A 13,567-nucleotide genomic window follows, 5' to 3' on the forward strand; every position below is an offset into this window, starting at 1 on the left:
TTAAGCAGATGTTTTTGGTTTCTCAAAAATATGCAAATGTTGTGCAGATATCCAAACGGTTTGGTTTGCATTCAATGCTTGATCAGCCGCTTGTTCTGAGGAAACCAATACTTCAATAGGATGACCGTTTCGGTCTTCTAATTCAGCAATAATTTTTCCCGCAACCCAAACATAACGAAGGAAATTTGCCTGTATTGCATTATCTTGTGGTGTAATATGAATGTTAAGTTCATGTGGTCTAGCAAAAGCAATAAGGTGACTTTCCCCTGTATGTGATGGCAATAATAGCTGATCTTCACCAAGAGTGAGTTTGCCATTTTGTTGAATACCTTCAAATTTATTTGCCTGACCTAAAAAATCAAAAACAAATGATGTTTCAGGTTTTTCATAGACGTCACGTGGCGAACCAATTTGTTCAATATTTCCTTTATTCATTACCACAATTTTATCAGCAACTTCAAGCGCTTCCTCTTGGTCATGTGTGACAAAAATAGAAGTAATATGCAATTCATCATGTAAATTGCGCAACCATCTGCGAAGCTCTTTTCTTACCTTTGCATCTAATGCGCCAAAGGGTTCATCTAAAAGTAAGACTCTTGGTTCAACTGCGAGCGCACGTGCAAGCGCAATACGTTGGCGCTGACCACCAGAAAGTTGAGCAGGGTAGCGATTGGCTAGAAAGTCGAGCTGTACTAATTCAAGAAGCTGATGAACACGTTTAGAAATTTCAGCATCTGATGGACGTGTCTCTTTAGGGCGAACTTTTAAGCCGAAAGCGACATTGTCAAAGACGGTCATATGTCTAAACAAAGCATAATGCTGGAATACAAAGCCTACTTGTCTTTCTCTAACGTGGGTTTTGGTTGCATCATGACCCTCTAAAATTACTTGACCTGAGTCTGCTTGTTCTAGTCCTGCAATAATACGAAGTAACGTTGTTTTTCCGCAGCCTGATGGCCCTAGTAGGGCAACAAGTTGACCTTCAGGAAAGTCTAGGCTGATATTGTTTAGAGCATGAAAACTACCAAAGTTTTTCTCAATATTTTTAACTTGAATACTCATTGTCATGCCCCTTCTTGTGTTGATGAGTTCTTTTCTTGACGAATCTCAACCCAGGTTTTAATAATTAACGTTAAAATTGCTAGAAATGCCAATAGAGATGCAACTGCAAAAGCTGCACTATAACTATAGTCGTTATATAAAATTTCTACATGTAGAGGTAGTGTATTGGTTTGCCCACGGATATGTCCTGAAACAACGGAAACAGCACCGAATTCACCCATTGCTCGTGCATTACATAGAATGACGCCGTATAGGAGTCCCCATTTTATATTTGGTAATGTAATTTTCCAAAAGGTTGTCCAACCTGAAGAACCGAGCAATATTGCAGCTTCTTCCTCTTCATTTCCTTGGGCTTGCATTAGTGGAATAAGCTCTCTTGCAACAAAAGGAACAGTAATAAATACTGTCGCTAAAACTATTGCAGGCGTTGCATAAAGCACTTGAATATTATGGTCTTGTAACCATGTGCCTAACCAACCTTGAGTACCAAAAATGAGTACAAGCATAAGACCTGCGATGACAGGAGAGACAGAAAAAGGGGTATCTATAAGCGTTGTAAGGAGTGTTTTTCCTTTGAAGTTAAACTTTGCAACAGCCCAAGCAGCAGCGACACCAAATATTACATTTAAAGGAACAGCAATTGCGGCTGTTAATAAGGTTAGTTTTACAGCAGAGCGAGTATCTGAATCAATAAGTGCTTGAAAGTAGACATTTATACCCTGCTTAAATGCTTCTATAAATACTAAAGCTAAAGGTAAAATAAGAAGCCCTATAAATACGAGCAAGGCAATACTCAATAAAGTAAAGCGTACCCATCTCGGTTCTTTTGTTGCATCTTTGCTTTGTAATTGTTTAGCAAGCGCATGTGGGTGACTCATGATACATTTCTCCCAGTACGTCGTGTTGCCCAAGACTGTAGAAGGTTAATGATAAGCAATAAAGCAAAAGATAGCAGAAGCATAATGACTGCAATGGTCGTTGCGCCTGCGTAGTCGTATTCTTCTAGTCGAGAAATGATCATAAGTGGCGCAATTTCAGTTTTATAAGGTTGGTTTCCTGCAATAAAAATAACAGAACCGTATTCACCGACACCACGGGCAAATGCCAGCCCAAAACCTGTCATTAAAGACGGTAGAATAATTGGAAAAATGACGTGGCGAATTGTTTGCCAACGATTTGCTCCAAGTGCTGAAGCTGCTTCTTCAAGTTCTGTTTCTAAGTCGCTTAGAATAGGTTGAACAGTACGCACAACGAATGGAATGCCAATAAAAATAAGCGCGAGTGTAATACCGACAGATGTGTAAGCGACTTTAATGCCTAAAGGCTCTAAAAATTGACCAACCCAACCTGTAGAGGCATAAAGGGAAGTAAGCGCGATGCCTGCAACGGCTGTTGGTAAAGCAAATGGCAAGTCAATAAGTGCATCTACAATCCGTTTTCCAGGAAAATGATATCTAACAAGACACCAAGCAAGCAGTAAGCCTAAAAAAACATTAATAAATGCAGCAATGAGCGCTGTTGAAAAACTTAACTGTAGTGCTTTGAGTATACGAGTATCTTGTATAATGCCTAAAAAACCATCCCAACCAATACCGATAGATTTTATAAATACGGCTGATAGCGGCAGAAATACAATAATAGATAAATATAAGATGGTATATCCTAAGGATAAACCAAATCCGGGTAGAACTGCTTTGTTATTACGCATGACGTCTTGAACTCTTATAAACCTGATTGCGCTAAAAATTGGCGTTGGGTACTCTTTAATAGAGATGATGTGCGTTCAAACATTCGTTCTTTAGAGTTAAGTAAAAGGTGAGGCATAAGCTCAGGAAAAGCTCCAAAACCAGAGTCAACATTAATATGCCCAACTTGACCTAAATTAATTGTTGGGACGTGCCAAAGTGCTGCAAAATATGTTGCATCGGAATAACTTAGCCAAGGATCATTTTCACTAATAATCATTTTTGTTGGTACAGATAGCTTCAGCTCTTTAAATGCTTCAAAATAGCTATTTTCATTATTTTGACTAAAACCTGTTTCACCAAAACGAATTGGATTTGCAGGTGCAACAAGGATAAGATTTTTTACACGTGAAGCAATTTCTGGATATTTATTGAGTGCAGCAATACTGGTTAAGCAGCCAAAACTATGTGCAATGATTTGCAATGAAGCATTATCATCTAAAGCATGAATGGTTTTTAGCCATTGCTCAACCCATTTATTTAAAATTGGTTGCTGCCAATCTTGCTGTACACGGGAGCAGTTTGTTAAACGATTTTCAAGCCAAGACTGCCAGTGATGTTCATTGCTACCACCAACGCCAGGGACAATGATATTGTGTATTGTAGTCATTTTAACTTGCTCCCGTGCTTTAAATTTTTATTGATTTGCTTTGACAATCTGATCAAAAATTCCATTGTTATCAAAATGAACTTTTTGAACTTTAGACCAACCACCAAATTCTTGATCAATAGTTACAAGTTTAAGAGGTTTAAAGGTTTGGCTATATTTTTTTAGAATTTCTTCATTACGTGGACGATAGTAGTTTGTTGCAATAATGTTCTGTGCAAGTGGAGAATATAAAAAGTTAACATATCCTTGAGCGACGTACTTATTACCATCTTTTTCGACATTCTTGTCTACGACAGCAACTGGTGGCTCTGCAATAATTGAAAGTGATGGAGTAATAATTTCAAATTTATTAGGTTGCTCACGCGCAGCTAAATAAGCCTCATTTTCCCATGCAATAAGTACATCACCAATACCACGTTCTACGAATGTTGTGGTTGCACCGCGTGCACCTGAGTCGAGTACTTTGGTGTTTTTATAAATTTTACGTACAAACTCTTGTGCACTTTGGTCTGTGCCATGTGGCTGATGTTTTGCCCAAGCCCATGCTGCAAGATAGTTCCAACGTGCACCACCAGAGGTTTTTGGGTTTGGTGTAATAATAGCAACATCAGGGCGAATGAGATCATTCCAATCTTTAATGTGTTTTGGATTATCTTTACGGACTAAAAAGACAATTGTGGATGTATATGGTGTTGAATTTTGTGGTAAACGTTGTTGCCAATTGAGAGGCAGTTTTCCTGTTTTTTCTGCAATGGCATCAATGTCGGCAGCAAGTGCCAATGTAACAACATCTGCATTGAGCCCATCAATTACAGCGCGTGCTTGCTTGCCTGAGCCACCATGAGATTGCTTGAAGTTAATGGTTTCGCCTGTTTTTTGTTTCCAATAATCACCATAGGCTTTATTTATGTCTGTATAAAGTTCACGCGTTGGGTCGTAAGAGACATTCAAGAAGTCTTTCGCTGCAAAACTCAATGATGAAAACCCAAGTAGTGTTGCGAAAACCCCAAGTTTAATTTGATTTAATGGCATTTTCTTTTCCTAGATGATATTAGCTACAATTCTGAAAAGAAGAATACCGTTGATACGTAAGCATAAAAAATAATAAAAAATAATTTTGATATGAATAAAATGGATAAAGGGTTTTATATTATTGTTTTATATATATTTTATGATGTTTGAGGTTTTTATATATATTACTCAAACATCATGGTAACTACTTACTGTGAGCCACTTCTTTTTTTTGCAAAGTGATTTGCCAAAATTCCACATGTAATGAGTTGAATTTGATGAAATAACATCAGTGGTAATAAAATAAGACCAAAGGGTTGACCCGCAAATAATATTTTTGCCATAGGTACACCACTAGCAAGCGTTTTCTTTGAGCCACAAAATAAAATGGTAATTTGATCAGCTTCATTAAAACCAAATTTTTTACTGCCAAAACGAATAAGTAACATTGCAATAGCAAGTAAACCTGCACATGTAAGCAATAAATAGATGAGTGTCATGATAGAAACTTGATGCCAAATACCTTCATTGACCGCAGCACTAAATGCAGAGTAAACCACCATTAAAATAGAGCCCTGATCTACCATTTTCACACTAGATTTATATTTCGTTAGGAATGGAACCATTTTATTACGAAGAAGCTGACCAAGAATAAAAGGTACAAATAGTAATAAAATGATATTTAATGCAGAGCCTAAATTAGAGCTATGCTGACCTGTAGCATGTTGGGTGATAAAAATACCAACGAGAAATGGTGTAATGAACATACCTAAGATATTAGAGGCAGAGGCACTACAGAGCGCGGCAGGGACATTTCCTTTTGCAATAGAGGTAAAAGCAATTGATGATTGTACTGTAGAAGGTAATAGGCATAAATATAAAACGCCTAAATAAAGCTGCTGTCCGAGTAATGGTTCAATGATTGGTTTAAGGACAAAGCCAATAATTGGAAATAAAACAAAAGTCGCTGCAAAAATGACAAGGTGTAACCGCCAATGTGTAATGCCTTCGATGACTGCTTCTCGTGAGAGTTTTGCACCATGAAGAAAGAAGAGAAGCGCAATGGCTAAGTCAGTGAGATGACTAAAAATTTGGGCAGCTTGTCCATGAATAGGTAAAAATGTTGCTAGAAGAAGCATACCTACAATCATTAAGCTGAAATTATCAGGTAAAAATTTTGGTCGAGCCATAGTGTGTTTATATTCCTTTATTCAGGTTTAATGCAAGATTTGCCATCAATCATATTCTGATTTTAAAGATGTGTATTAAAAATATATTAATCTCTGTCAGAAATGAGGCATCTTCTTTAGGAGCATCCTTGCTCAATTACAAAAAACATGCCAATTCAAATTTTTATATTAAAGTGCTTTTTTAAGCATTTTCTTATAATGCCTTACAGACCGAGCATATTTTTTTCCTTTGTGGCGTGTCCAAAAGCTCGATTTATAGCCTGCTGGGCCAACATTATAATATGCAGAAGCTTTGAACCAACTTCCTGCCATGTCATGGTAGTTTGATAAAATATAAGCATTGCATTGAATATTGGTATAGTCGTTTGTTAAGTCGCCAGGACAACTTGAAGCCCAATAGCTTGGAATAATTTGAGTTAATCCTACCGCACCACCACCAGATCTTAGACCTGTACGATAGCCTGATTCTTGTTTAATCGTTGCTGCAATAAGTTCAGGTGGAACGTTATATCTATCCGCACTTTGTATAATAACTGGTGATAAGCGATCTGCTGTATATGCAGGAACGTAGTATGCGGTTTGAATAGCTTGAGATAAACGAAAAGAGCGCGTTGCTAGAGAACCGCTATGTGGCCCTAGACTACTGCATCCACTGATAATAATGGTAAAAGCAATAATAGCAAGGTAAACACAAGCTTTCTTTTTTTTGAGTATATTCATGTTTTTTATAGCGAGCAATGTATGAGCCAAACATCTTTAAATGACTGAGATCATAAAATGGAGGTTTCGCATCGTCAATTTTTTATCACCAATCATGTACAAAATAATAGCTTCTAGTAAGTTATTGGATAAGATTAATTTATATTGACTTTCAATACTATTATGAATATTATTGTGAAATAGTTCACACTATTACTGTTTTATGTCCTTATTTTTGGACAGCCACGTTTTCCTAGACGTGGCTTTTTTTTGCAACAGAAAAAGGTACTCTTGCTGTAACAGCACACATGAGTTCATATCCAAGCGTATTTGACGTTGCTGCGACTTCATCAATTGAAAGTGTTACACCGCAAGATGAAACACCCCATAGAACAACTTCACTGCCTATTTTTGCATCTTTAATATATGTTAAGTCTACAGCTAACATGTCCATACTTACTCTTCCCACCAAGTGAGTACGTTGCCCATTTACCAAAATAGGAGTACCTGATGGTGAAATACGCTGGTAGCCATCGGCATAGCCACATGCAACAACACCAATTTTCATTGGATGATCGGCAATGTATTGCGAGCCATAGCCCACGCTATCTTTCTCGTTAATTTCCTGTATGGCAATAATCTCACTGCGTAGGCTCATGGTTGGTTTAAGATTCCAATCATCTGCGCTGTGTGATGGATAGTCGGGTGAACTACCGTATAGTAAAATACCCGCACGTACATAATCAGAGCGTAGTTCTGTATGATGGCGTAATAATGCAGCGCTGTTACTTAATGAGCATCGTCCTGGCATGTTTTGAGTTGTTTCTTGGAAAATGATCATCTGATATTCAATGCCATCTTGACCTAAGCGTTCGCCGTCAGCATCAGAAAAATGCATCATATGTGTAATATCAACGACATGAGATAGTTTTGAAATGGCTTGCCATGCTATTTGGTATGCTTGTGGTTTAAAGCCTAAACGGTTCATACCACTATTCATTTTTAAAAAAACTTTAAACTGGGCATTTCCCTGATAATTTTCTAACCATTTGAGTTGGTGCAGACTATGAATTGTAAAGCTAAGATTATATGTATCGCATGCAATGAGGTCAGTTTCATTAAAAAGACCTTCTAAAAGTAGAATTTCACCCTGCCAACCAAGTGAGCGGAGACGAATAGCTTCGTCAATATCTAATAATGCAAATCCATCTGCATTTTTAAAAGCACTATATATATTTTCGATACCATGCCCATAAGCATTTGCCTTAACAACAGCAAATAATTTGCTGTTTGGGGATGTTAGTTCTCTTGCAACATTTAAATTATGTGTAAGTGCATGATGGTGAATAATAGCCTGTATTGGGCGAGGCATGATATGTTTCCTTCCAAATCAGATCAAGCAAGGTGTTGATAACGCTGTAATGATAACCCTTCTATAGAGATATCGGGTGTTTGATTGAGCACAATATCGCTAATCAGCTTTCCTGACCCACATGCCATTGTCCAACCGAGAGTACCGTGTCCTGTATTTAAGAAGAGGTTATTATATTTTGTTGCACCAATAATGGGCGTACTGTCGGGTGTCATTGGTCTTAAACCGGTCCAAAATGTTGCATGTGCTGTGTCACCGCCCGGAAAGAGGTCTTGTGTAACCATTTCTAAAGTATTTCTTCTTTTTGGGTTAAGCTTTAGGTTGAACCCATTGAGTTCAGCCATGCCACCCACTCGGATACGCTGGTCAAAGCGAGTAATTGCTATTTTATATGTTTCATCTAATACAGTAGATTGTGGTGCAAACTTAGAGTCTGTAATAGGTAGGGTAAGAGAATAGCCTTTTACAGGGTAAACAGGAATGTCGAGTCCTAGTGGTTTTAAAAAACGCCGTGAATAGCTACCAAATGCAAGGATGTACTTATCTGCTGTATATGTTTGACCATCAACAATTACACCTTTAATTTCATTGCCTTCGACAATAAGCTGTTCAGCATTTTGATTAAACTTGAACGTGACACCACTTTCTATTGCGAGTTTTGCGAGCGCATTGGTAAATAAATAACAATCTCCCGTCTCATCATTGGGTAAATGAAGCCCACCTACGAGCTTATCTTTTGCAAATGCCAATGCTGGCTCGATATTTGCTAGCTGTTGATTATCTAGAAGTTGATGGTCAACATGGCATTCTTTTAATACTTGAATGTCACGTTGTACTGCTTCTAGTTGAGCCATATTTCGGAAAATTTGCAGTGTGCCTTTAGCACGGTTTTCATATTGAATTCCTGTTTTATGGCGTAAATCTCTTAAACAGTCTCGGCTATATTCTGCAACGCGAGTCATTCGTTCTTTATTCATTGCATAGCTTTGAGGGTTGCAGTTCTGGAGCATTTTTGCCATCCACTGAAGCTGCCACGCACTGCCATCGAGCCCAATAGCTAAAGGTGCATGTTTTTGAAACATCCATTTTAAAGCTTTAAATGGAATACCCGGTGCAGCCCAAGGAGTAGAGTAGCCAGGAGAGACTTGTCCTGCATTTGCAAAACTTGTTTCTTTTGCAGGTCCAGGTTGGCGATCAAATACAGTAACTTTTGCTCCTTGTTGCGCAAGGTAGTAAGCACTTGCAACTCCTATGACGCCACTGCCTAAAATGATGACATGCATATTTATTCCCTTATGGCTCATTCTTTGTGATTTTTTTCTAGTATATTGACTATTGTCTAGTTTATTTCACTATTTTTAAACCTATAATTCAGTTTATTCCATGATTTTTAATGTGAAAATTGTAAATGTAAGGCAAATATATGCGTAAGCTTGATCGTACGGACTATATGATTCTAGATATTCTGCAAAGAGAAGGTCGTATAGCCATTAGTGAGTTGGCTTCTAAGGTGAATTTGTCGACAACACCTTGCTCGGAGAGAGTGAAGCGATTAGAGAGAGATGGTGTAATTACAGGATATCATGCACGTTTAGATCCTGCATATGTTGAGCGTAGTTTATTGGTTTTCTTAGAAATTAAGTTATCTGCAAAGTCGGGAGATGTGTTTGATAGTATTGCAATAAATTTATCTGATATTCCAGAGGTTTTAGAGTGTCATCTCATTTCAGGTGAATTTGACTATCTAGTAAAAGCAAGACTAAAAGAGATGGGAGCATACCGCCGTTTATTGGCAGATATCCTTAAAAAATTACCTGCATCTGCTTCATCACATAGCTATATCGTTATGGAAGAAATTAAAGAAACGCTTTATTTAGACTTAAAACGTAAGTTCTGATTAAAATATATGCTGTTGCAAATAAATGAAACAGAAATAAACAAACCTTAATGTAGATTATAAGCCTGTATTGATACGATGGTTAAGTTTTCTTGTTGTGATGATTATTTAGTTATGAAAAAAATTGTATTTGGGCTTTGTATTGCTCTAGGAAGTATTGTTAGTCATGCTGAAACTGTGACAAAGTCAAGTTGCGAGCATTTAATGAATGCAGCAGAAGGTGTGATGAAATTACGCCAAAATGGAACGCAATACGAGCAGCTCAAACAACAAGTAACACATATTGATGATTCTAAGCAAAAAGATTTATTTCTAAAATTGGTAAATGATGCTTTTGCTGTACCTGCTGTGAATGATGAGCAACAAAAGAAAGTTGTGATTCAAAACTTTGCTAGTAAATATAAAGGGATGTGTTCTGAAAGTTAAGAATATGCCATATATTACTGTTTTTTATTTAAATAGTATTTTTTCTAGATGGTTTGTATAAGTATTTTAATTGCATGGAGATTATAAGATGAGTCAACGTAATATTGCTTTCATTGGTGGTGGTAATATGGCATCTGCCATAATTTCAGGATTGGTTGCTTCAGGTTACGATAAGCAGAGCATTACGGTTTCTGTACCAAGTGAAGAAAGTAAAAAAAGACTGAATGAAGCATATGGTGTGCGTACAACATCAGATAATATACAAGCAGTGACTGATGCAGACGTTATTATTTTAGCTGTTAAGCCTCAGTTAATGAAAGAAGTATGTACCCCAATTCAAGAAAATGTAGATTTATCTAAAAAGTTATTTTTAACGATTGCTGCGGGAACACAAGTCCAGTTTTATAAAAAAGTATTAAATCGCGATGATTTGGAAATTATCCGTGTAATGCCAAATACACCATCATTGGTGGGTGAAGGCGTAAGTGGTTTATTTGCTGATGCGCTTGTATCTGATGAAGATAAGAAGTTTGCAGAAACTCTAATGGGTGCAGTAGGTAAAACGGTTTGGGTTGAAAAAGAAGAAGAAATTAATCACATTATTGCAATTGCAGGCAGTGCACCGGGTTATTTCTTTTTATTTTTAGATGCAATGCAACGAAAAGCTGAAGCTTTAGGATTTGAGCCTGAACAAGCAAGAGCACTTATTTTACAAACAGCTAAGGGTGTTGTAAAACTTGCAGAACATGAAAAAGATCTTGCTTTCTTACAGTTAAGAAATAATGTGACGTCTAAAGGCGGCACAACAATTGAAGCTGTAAATGTATTTGAAAAAAATGGCGTTTACGATACGGTTGATGAAGCAATGCAAGCAGCTATTGACCGTGCGGGTGTGATGGAAAAAGATTTCTTGAAGGATTAAAAAGCATAAATAAAGAAAGAGAGTCATTTGGCTCTCTTTTTTGCTATGAACTAGATTTTTAAATTTATCTAAATTCACTTACTATAGGTAAACTAAGCCTATAATAATGCAGTTTATCATAATGAAAGTTTGTTACTTTAAAGAGTTTCCAAAGCCTTATTTAATATATCCAATTGTTTTAAAAAATAATTTCAAAAGAAGTAATGCATCGATAGAAAATAAAAATGTGAAATATATAGTAGATAATTTCTATGTTGATCCTAAAAATCTAGTTGCTTATAAAAAACTATGTGGGTTTGAAAATGGTAAATCTATACCAGCAGTTTATTTCTCAATGTTATCAGAAATACTTCAAAATCAGATGGTTGAAAATGAGAAGATCTCTTTTTCTATAAAAGATTTATTGCATATTTCGCATAAGATGAAACAAAGAGACTCTCTTTTTGCGAACCAGAGATATACAATGACCTGCCAGTTTAGTTTGTTATCTCAAAATCAATTTGTGTATAAAACACTTGTGCAATCTGATGGTAAAACTGTTTTAGAAAGTGAAAGTATTTATATTATTGGATATAAAAAACAAGAGATTTCTCAGTTAGATATAGGCAATAATGCTTTTGATAGAGTTATACCTAAAAAATTAATTCGACAGTGGTATGTACCGAAAAATGTTGGAAGAAAGTATGCTCAAATTTCAGGAGTGATTCATCCTGCTTATTTGCATTCATGGAGTGCAAAAGCATTCGGTTATTCAGAAATGACAGTACATGATATGTGGTTGAAAGCACGTGTTTTAGCAGGTTTAGACTTACCAAAGAGTTATGAAATATATACCCAGTTTAAAAAGCCACTTTCACTCCCATCATCTTTACAGCTTTTTACTTTGGATAAAAGCACAGAAGTAACAGAATTCTATGTAAAAGATGAGGCAAAAGGGACACAGCATGTTGTTGGTAAAATTATTATAAATGCTTAGAGGGCTGAGTTTTAAATTTTAGGCATTCTAATATGAATAAAATTTAATAAGTTGATTGAATTTAAGTTAATCAATGAGGTACTCCATTCACTATTGATTCAAAAAACAGTATGCTTGATAGGGGGAAAAGGGAGCATACATGTATCAGGTTCTAGCAAGAAAATATCGTCCACGTAACTTTAATGAATTAGTCGGACAAAACCATGTATCTAGAGCTTTAACGAGTGCTTTAGAACGTGGTCGTTTGCATCATGCTTATTTGTTTACAGGTACGCGCGGTGTGGGTAAAACCACTATTGCGAGAATTTTAGCCAAGTGTTTGAATTGTGAGACAGGTGTAACATCTACGCCTTGTGAGGTTTGTGATACATGCCGTGCAGTTAATGAAGGCCGATTTATTGATCTTATAGAAATTGATGCTGCTTCGAGAACAAGAGTTGAAGATACAAGAGAGCTATTAGATAACGTTCCTTATGCGCCGACACAAGGTCGATTTAAAGTTTATCTGATTGATGAAGTGCATATGTTATCTACGCATTCATTTAATGCGCTACTTAAAACTTTAGAAGAGCCCCCTGTACATGTGAAATTCCTATTTGCAACAACAGATCCTCAAAAGTTACCAATTACGGTTGTATCGCGTTGTTTGCAATTTACGCTGCGTCCTTTAGATATTACAGAAATTAGTGAACATCTGACAGATATTCTTGCAAAAGAAAAAGTACAGTATGAACCTGAAGCATTGTGGCAAATTGCAGAAGCTGCGCAAGGGTCTTTACGAGATTCTTTGTCTTTAACTGATCAGGCAATTGCATACGGGCAAGGAAAAGTTGCACAACAAGATGTAAAAGACATGTTGGGCTTAATTGATAAATCAATTATTTATGATTTAATCGAAGCTATTCATCAAAATAGAAGCCAACAGGTATCTCAGCTATTGTTGCAGTTTAGAAAGCAAGCATTAGATGTCAGCTTAGTGCTAGATCAGTTGGTATCTACATTACATGAGCTGGCACTAATACAGTATTTACCTGATTTGAGTCTAAAATATAGTCATGAAATTAATTTAAAGATTAAAAAACTTGCGCAGCTTATTTCAGCACAAGATTTGCAACTGTACTACCAAATTGCAAGTAAAGGACGCTCTGAAATTTCATGGTCAGTTACACAAGAGCAAGGTTTTGAAATGTGTGTACTGCGAATGCTTGCTTTTAGACCTTTATCTATACATGAAAGACCTGTTGTTATAGAAAATGATGATACTGATTTAACCCCAAAAAATTCAACCGTACACATTGATAGAGAAACAAAGCCATCTAATAATGAAACGACGTTCTTAGATACAATTGCTTCTGAAGAAATTGAAAGCGTAGAAGAAATACCTGAGCAGCCAAATTTAGAAGAAAATAAGGCGATTATTAACTTTAATGTGAGTGCTGAACATAGCTTGATTGCTGTAGATGTGCCATCAAGTCATCAGCAGTTAGATCACGTAAAATTAGATAATACAGATGATGATATTTTTCCATTTTCACTAGATGGAGATGATATACAATTCATAGGAAGCCACACAGCATTATCTGAATCTGAATCTGAATCTGAATCTGAATCTGAATCTGAATCTGAATCTGAATCTGAATCTGAATCTGAATCTGAA

Annotated in this window: 14 protein-coding genes; 5 read left to right on the top strand and 9 right to left on the bottom strand. The window is 36.5% G+C overall.

All coding sequences use genetic code 11. The features are described 5' to 3' along the window. The 9 genes from P256_RS01475 to P256_RS01515 all read right to left on the bottom strand — a co-directional run bounded on the left by P256_RS01475 (position 1) and on the right by P256_RS01515 (position 8,972). Entirely contained in the window at positions 1-1,062 is a 1,062-nt protein-coding gene (locus P256_RS01475; protein ID WP_023271906.1) for a sulfate/molybdate ABC transporter ATP-binding protein, read from the bottom strand. Positions 1,063-1,064: 2 nt separating this feature from the next. Then, positions 1,065-1,940 (bottom strand): sulfate ABC transporter permease subunit CysW, encoded by an 876-nt coding sequence (gene cysW / locus P256_RS01480; RefSeq protein ID WP_023271907.1) that lies wholly within the window; start codon positions 1,938-1,940, stop codon positions 1,065-1,067. Further along, positions 1,937-2,770: a sulfate ABC transporter permease subunit CysT gene (cysT, locus tag P256_RS01485; RefSeq protein ID WP_023271908.1), complete on the bottom strand. Its 834-nt coding sequence runs from the start codon at positions 2,768-2,770 to the stop codon at positions 1,937-1,939. Before cysT ends, cysW begins: the two co-directional genes overlap by 4 nt. A 14-nt stretch (positions 2,771-2,784) precedes the next feature. Beyond that, complete coding sequence (locus P256_RS01490) at positions 2,785-3,417, bottom strand: alpha/beta hydrolase (RefSeq protein ID WP_023271909.1); 633 nt, start codon at positions 3,415-3,417, stop codon at positions 2,785-2,787. Positions 3,418-3,444: 27 nt separating this feature from the next. Continuing rightward, positions 3,445-4,449 carry a sulfate ABC transporter substrate-binding protein gene (locus P256_RS01495; RefSeq protein ID WP_023271910.1) on the bottom strand — a complete coding sequence of 335 codons (1,005 nt, stop codon included), beginning with the start codon at positions 4,447-4,449 and terminating at the stop codon, positions 3,445-3,447. Between the two features lie 188 nt (positions 4,450-4,637). Next, positions 4,638-5,618 carry a bile acid:sodium symporter family protein gene (locus tag P256_RS01500; protein WP_023271911.1) on the bottom strand — a complete coding sequence of 327 codons (981 nt, stop codon included), beginning with the start codon at positions 5,616-5,618 and terminating at the stop codon, positions 4,638-4,640. A 168-nt stretch (positions 5,619-5,786) separates the two neighbouring features. Then, the gene (locus tag P256_RS01505) at positions 5,787-6,338 is read right to left on the bottom strand and encodes a lytic transglycosylase domain-containing protein (protein WP_023271912.1); all 552 of its coding nucleotides are present in this window, start codon (positions 6,336-6,338) and stop codon (positions 5,787-5,789) included. Positions 6,339-6,570: 232 nt separating this feature from the next. Beyond that, positions 6,571-7,689, bottom strand: coding sequence for an alanine racemase (alr, locus tag P256_RS01510; protein WP_023271913.1), 1,119 nt, complete (start codon positions 7,687-7,689; stop codon positions 6,571-6,573). Between the two features lie 23 nt (positions 7,690-7,712). Further along, positions 7,713-8,972 carry a D-amino acid dehydrogenase gene (locus P256_RS01515; protein WP_023271914.1) on the bottom strand — a complete coding sequence of 420 codons (1,260 nt, stop codon included), beginning with the start codon at positions 8,970-8,972 and terminating at the stop codon, positions 7,713-7,715. A gap of 140 nt (positions 8,973-9,112) precedes the next feature. Between P256_RS01515 and P256_RS01520 the strand changes: the two genes are divergently transcribed. From P256_RS01520 to dnaX, 5 genes are all read left to right on the top strand, one after another. Continuing rightward, positions 9,113-9,586 carry an Lrp/AsnC ligand binding domain-containing protein gene (locus P256_RS01520; RefSeq protein ID WP_023271915.1) on the top strand — a complete coding sequence of 158 codons (474 nt, stop codon included), beginning with the start codon at positions 9,113-9,115 and terminating at the stop codon, positions 9,584-9,586. A gap of 114 nt (positions 9,587-9,700) precedes the next feature. Continuing rightward, positions 9,701-10,012, top strand: coding sequence for a hypothetical protein (locus P256_RS01525; RefSeq protein ID WP_155756727.1), 312 nt, complete (start codon positions 9,701-9,703; stop codon positions 10,010-10,012). Positions 10,013-10,100: 88 nt separating this feature from the next. Further along, positions 10,101-10,934, top strand: coding sequence for a pyrroline-5-carboxylate reductase (gene proC / locus P256_RS01530; protein WP_023271917.1), 834 nt, complete (start codon positions 10,101-10,103; stop codon positions 10,932-10,934). A 121-nt stretch (positions 10,935-11,055) separates the two neighbouring features. Next, entirely contained in the window at positions 11,056-11,910 is an 855-nt protein-coding gene (locus tag P256_RS01535; protein ID WP_023271918.1) for a hypothetical protein, read from the top strand. 139 nt (positions 11,911-12,049) lie between these two features. Continuing rightward, a partial coding sequence (dnaX, locus tag P256_RS01540) for a DNA polymerase III subunit gamma/tau (RefSeq protein ID WP_023271919.1) occupies positions 12,050-13,567 on the top strand: 1,518 nt, incomplete at its 3' end.

It is taken from the genome of Acinetobacter nectaris CIP 110549 (genome assembly GCF_000488215.1).
Classification (GTDB): Bacteria; Pseudomonadota; Gammaproteobacteria; order Pseudomonadales; family Moraxellaceae; genus Acinetobacter; species Acinetobacter nectaris.

Bases quoted from the DNA above. Each gene is read 5' to 3' on its own strand.
- P256_RS01525 (WP_155756727.1), top strand. From the start codon at position 9,701: ATGAAAAAAATTGTATTTGGGCTTTGTATTGCTCTAGGAAGTATTGTT.
- P256_RS01515 (WP_023271914.1), bottom strand. From the start codon at position 8,972: ATGCATGTCATCATTTTAGGCAGTGGCGTCATAGGAGTTGCAAGTGCT.
- P256_RS01490 (WP_023271909.1), bottom strand. From the start codon at position 3,417: ATGACTACAATACACAATATCATTGTCCCTGGCGTTGGTGGTAGCAAT.
- cysT (WP_023271908.1), bottom strand. From the start codon at position 2,770: ATGCGTAATAACAAAGCAGTTCTACCCGGATTTGGTTTATCCTTAGGA.
- P256_RS01535 (WP_023271918.1), top strand. From the start codon at position 11,056: ATGAAAGTTTGTTACTTTAAAGAGTTTCCAAAGCCTTATTTAATATAT.
- cysW (WP_023271907.1), bottom strand. From the start codon at position 1,940: ATGAGTCACCCACATGCGCTTGCTAAACAATTACAAAGCAAAGATGCA.
- P256_RS01505 (WP_023271912.1), bottom strand. From the start codon at position 6,338: ATGAATATACTCAAAAAAAAGAAAGCTTGTGTTTACCTTGCTATTATT.
- P256_RS01475 (WP_023271906.1), bottom strand. From the start codon at position 1,062: ATGAGTATTCAAGTTAAAAATATTGAGAAAAACTTTGGTAGTTTTCAT.
- proC (WP_023271917.1), top strand. From the start codon at position 10,101: ATGAGTCAACGTAATATTGCTTTCATTGGTGGTGGTAATATGGCATCT.
- P256_RS01500 (WP_023271911.1), bottom strand. From the start codon at position 5,618: ATGGCTCGACCAAAATTTTTACCTGATAATTTCAGCTTAATGATTGTA.
- P256_RS01520 (WP_023271915.1), top strand. From the start codon at position 9,113: ATGCGTAAGCTTGATCGTACGGACTATATGATTCTAGATATTCTGCAA.
- alr (WP_023271913.1), bottom strand. From the start codon at position 7,689: ATGCCTCGCCCAATACAGGCTATTATTCACCATCATGCACTTACACAT.
- P256_RS01495 (WP_023271910.1), bottom strand. From the start codon at position 4,449: ATGCCATTAAATCAAATTAAACTTGGGGTTTTCGCAACACTACTTGGG.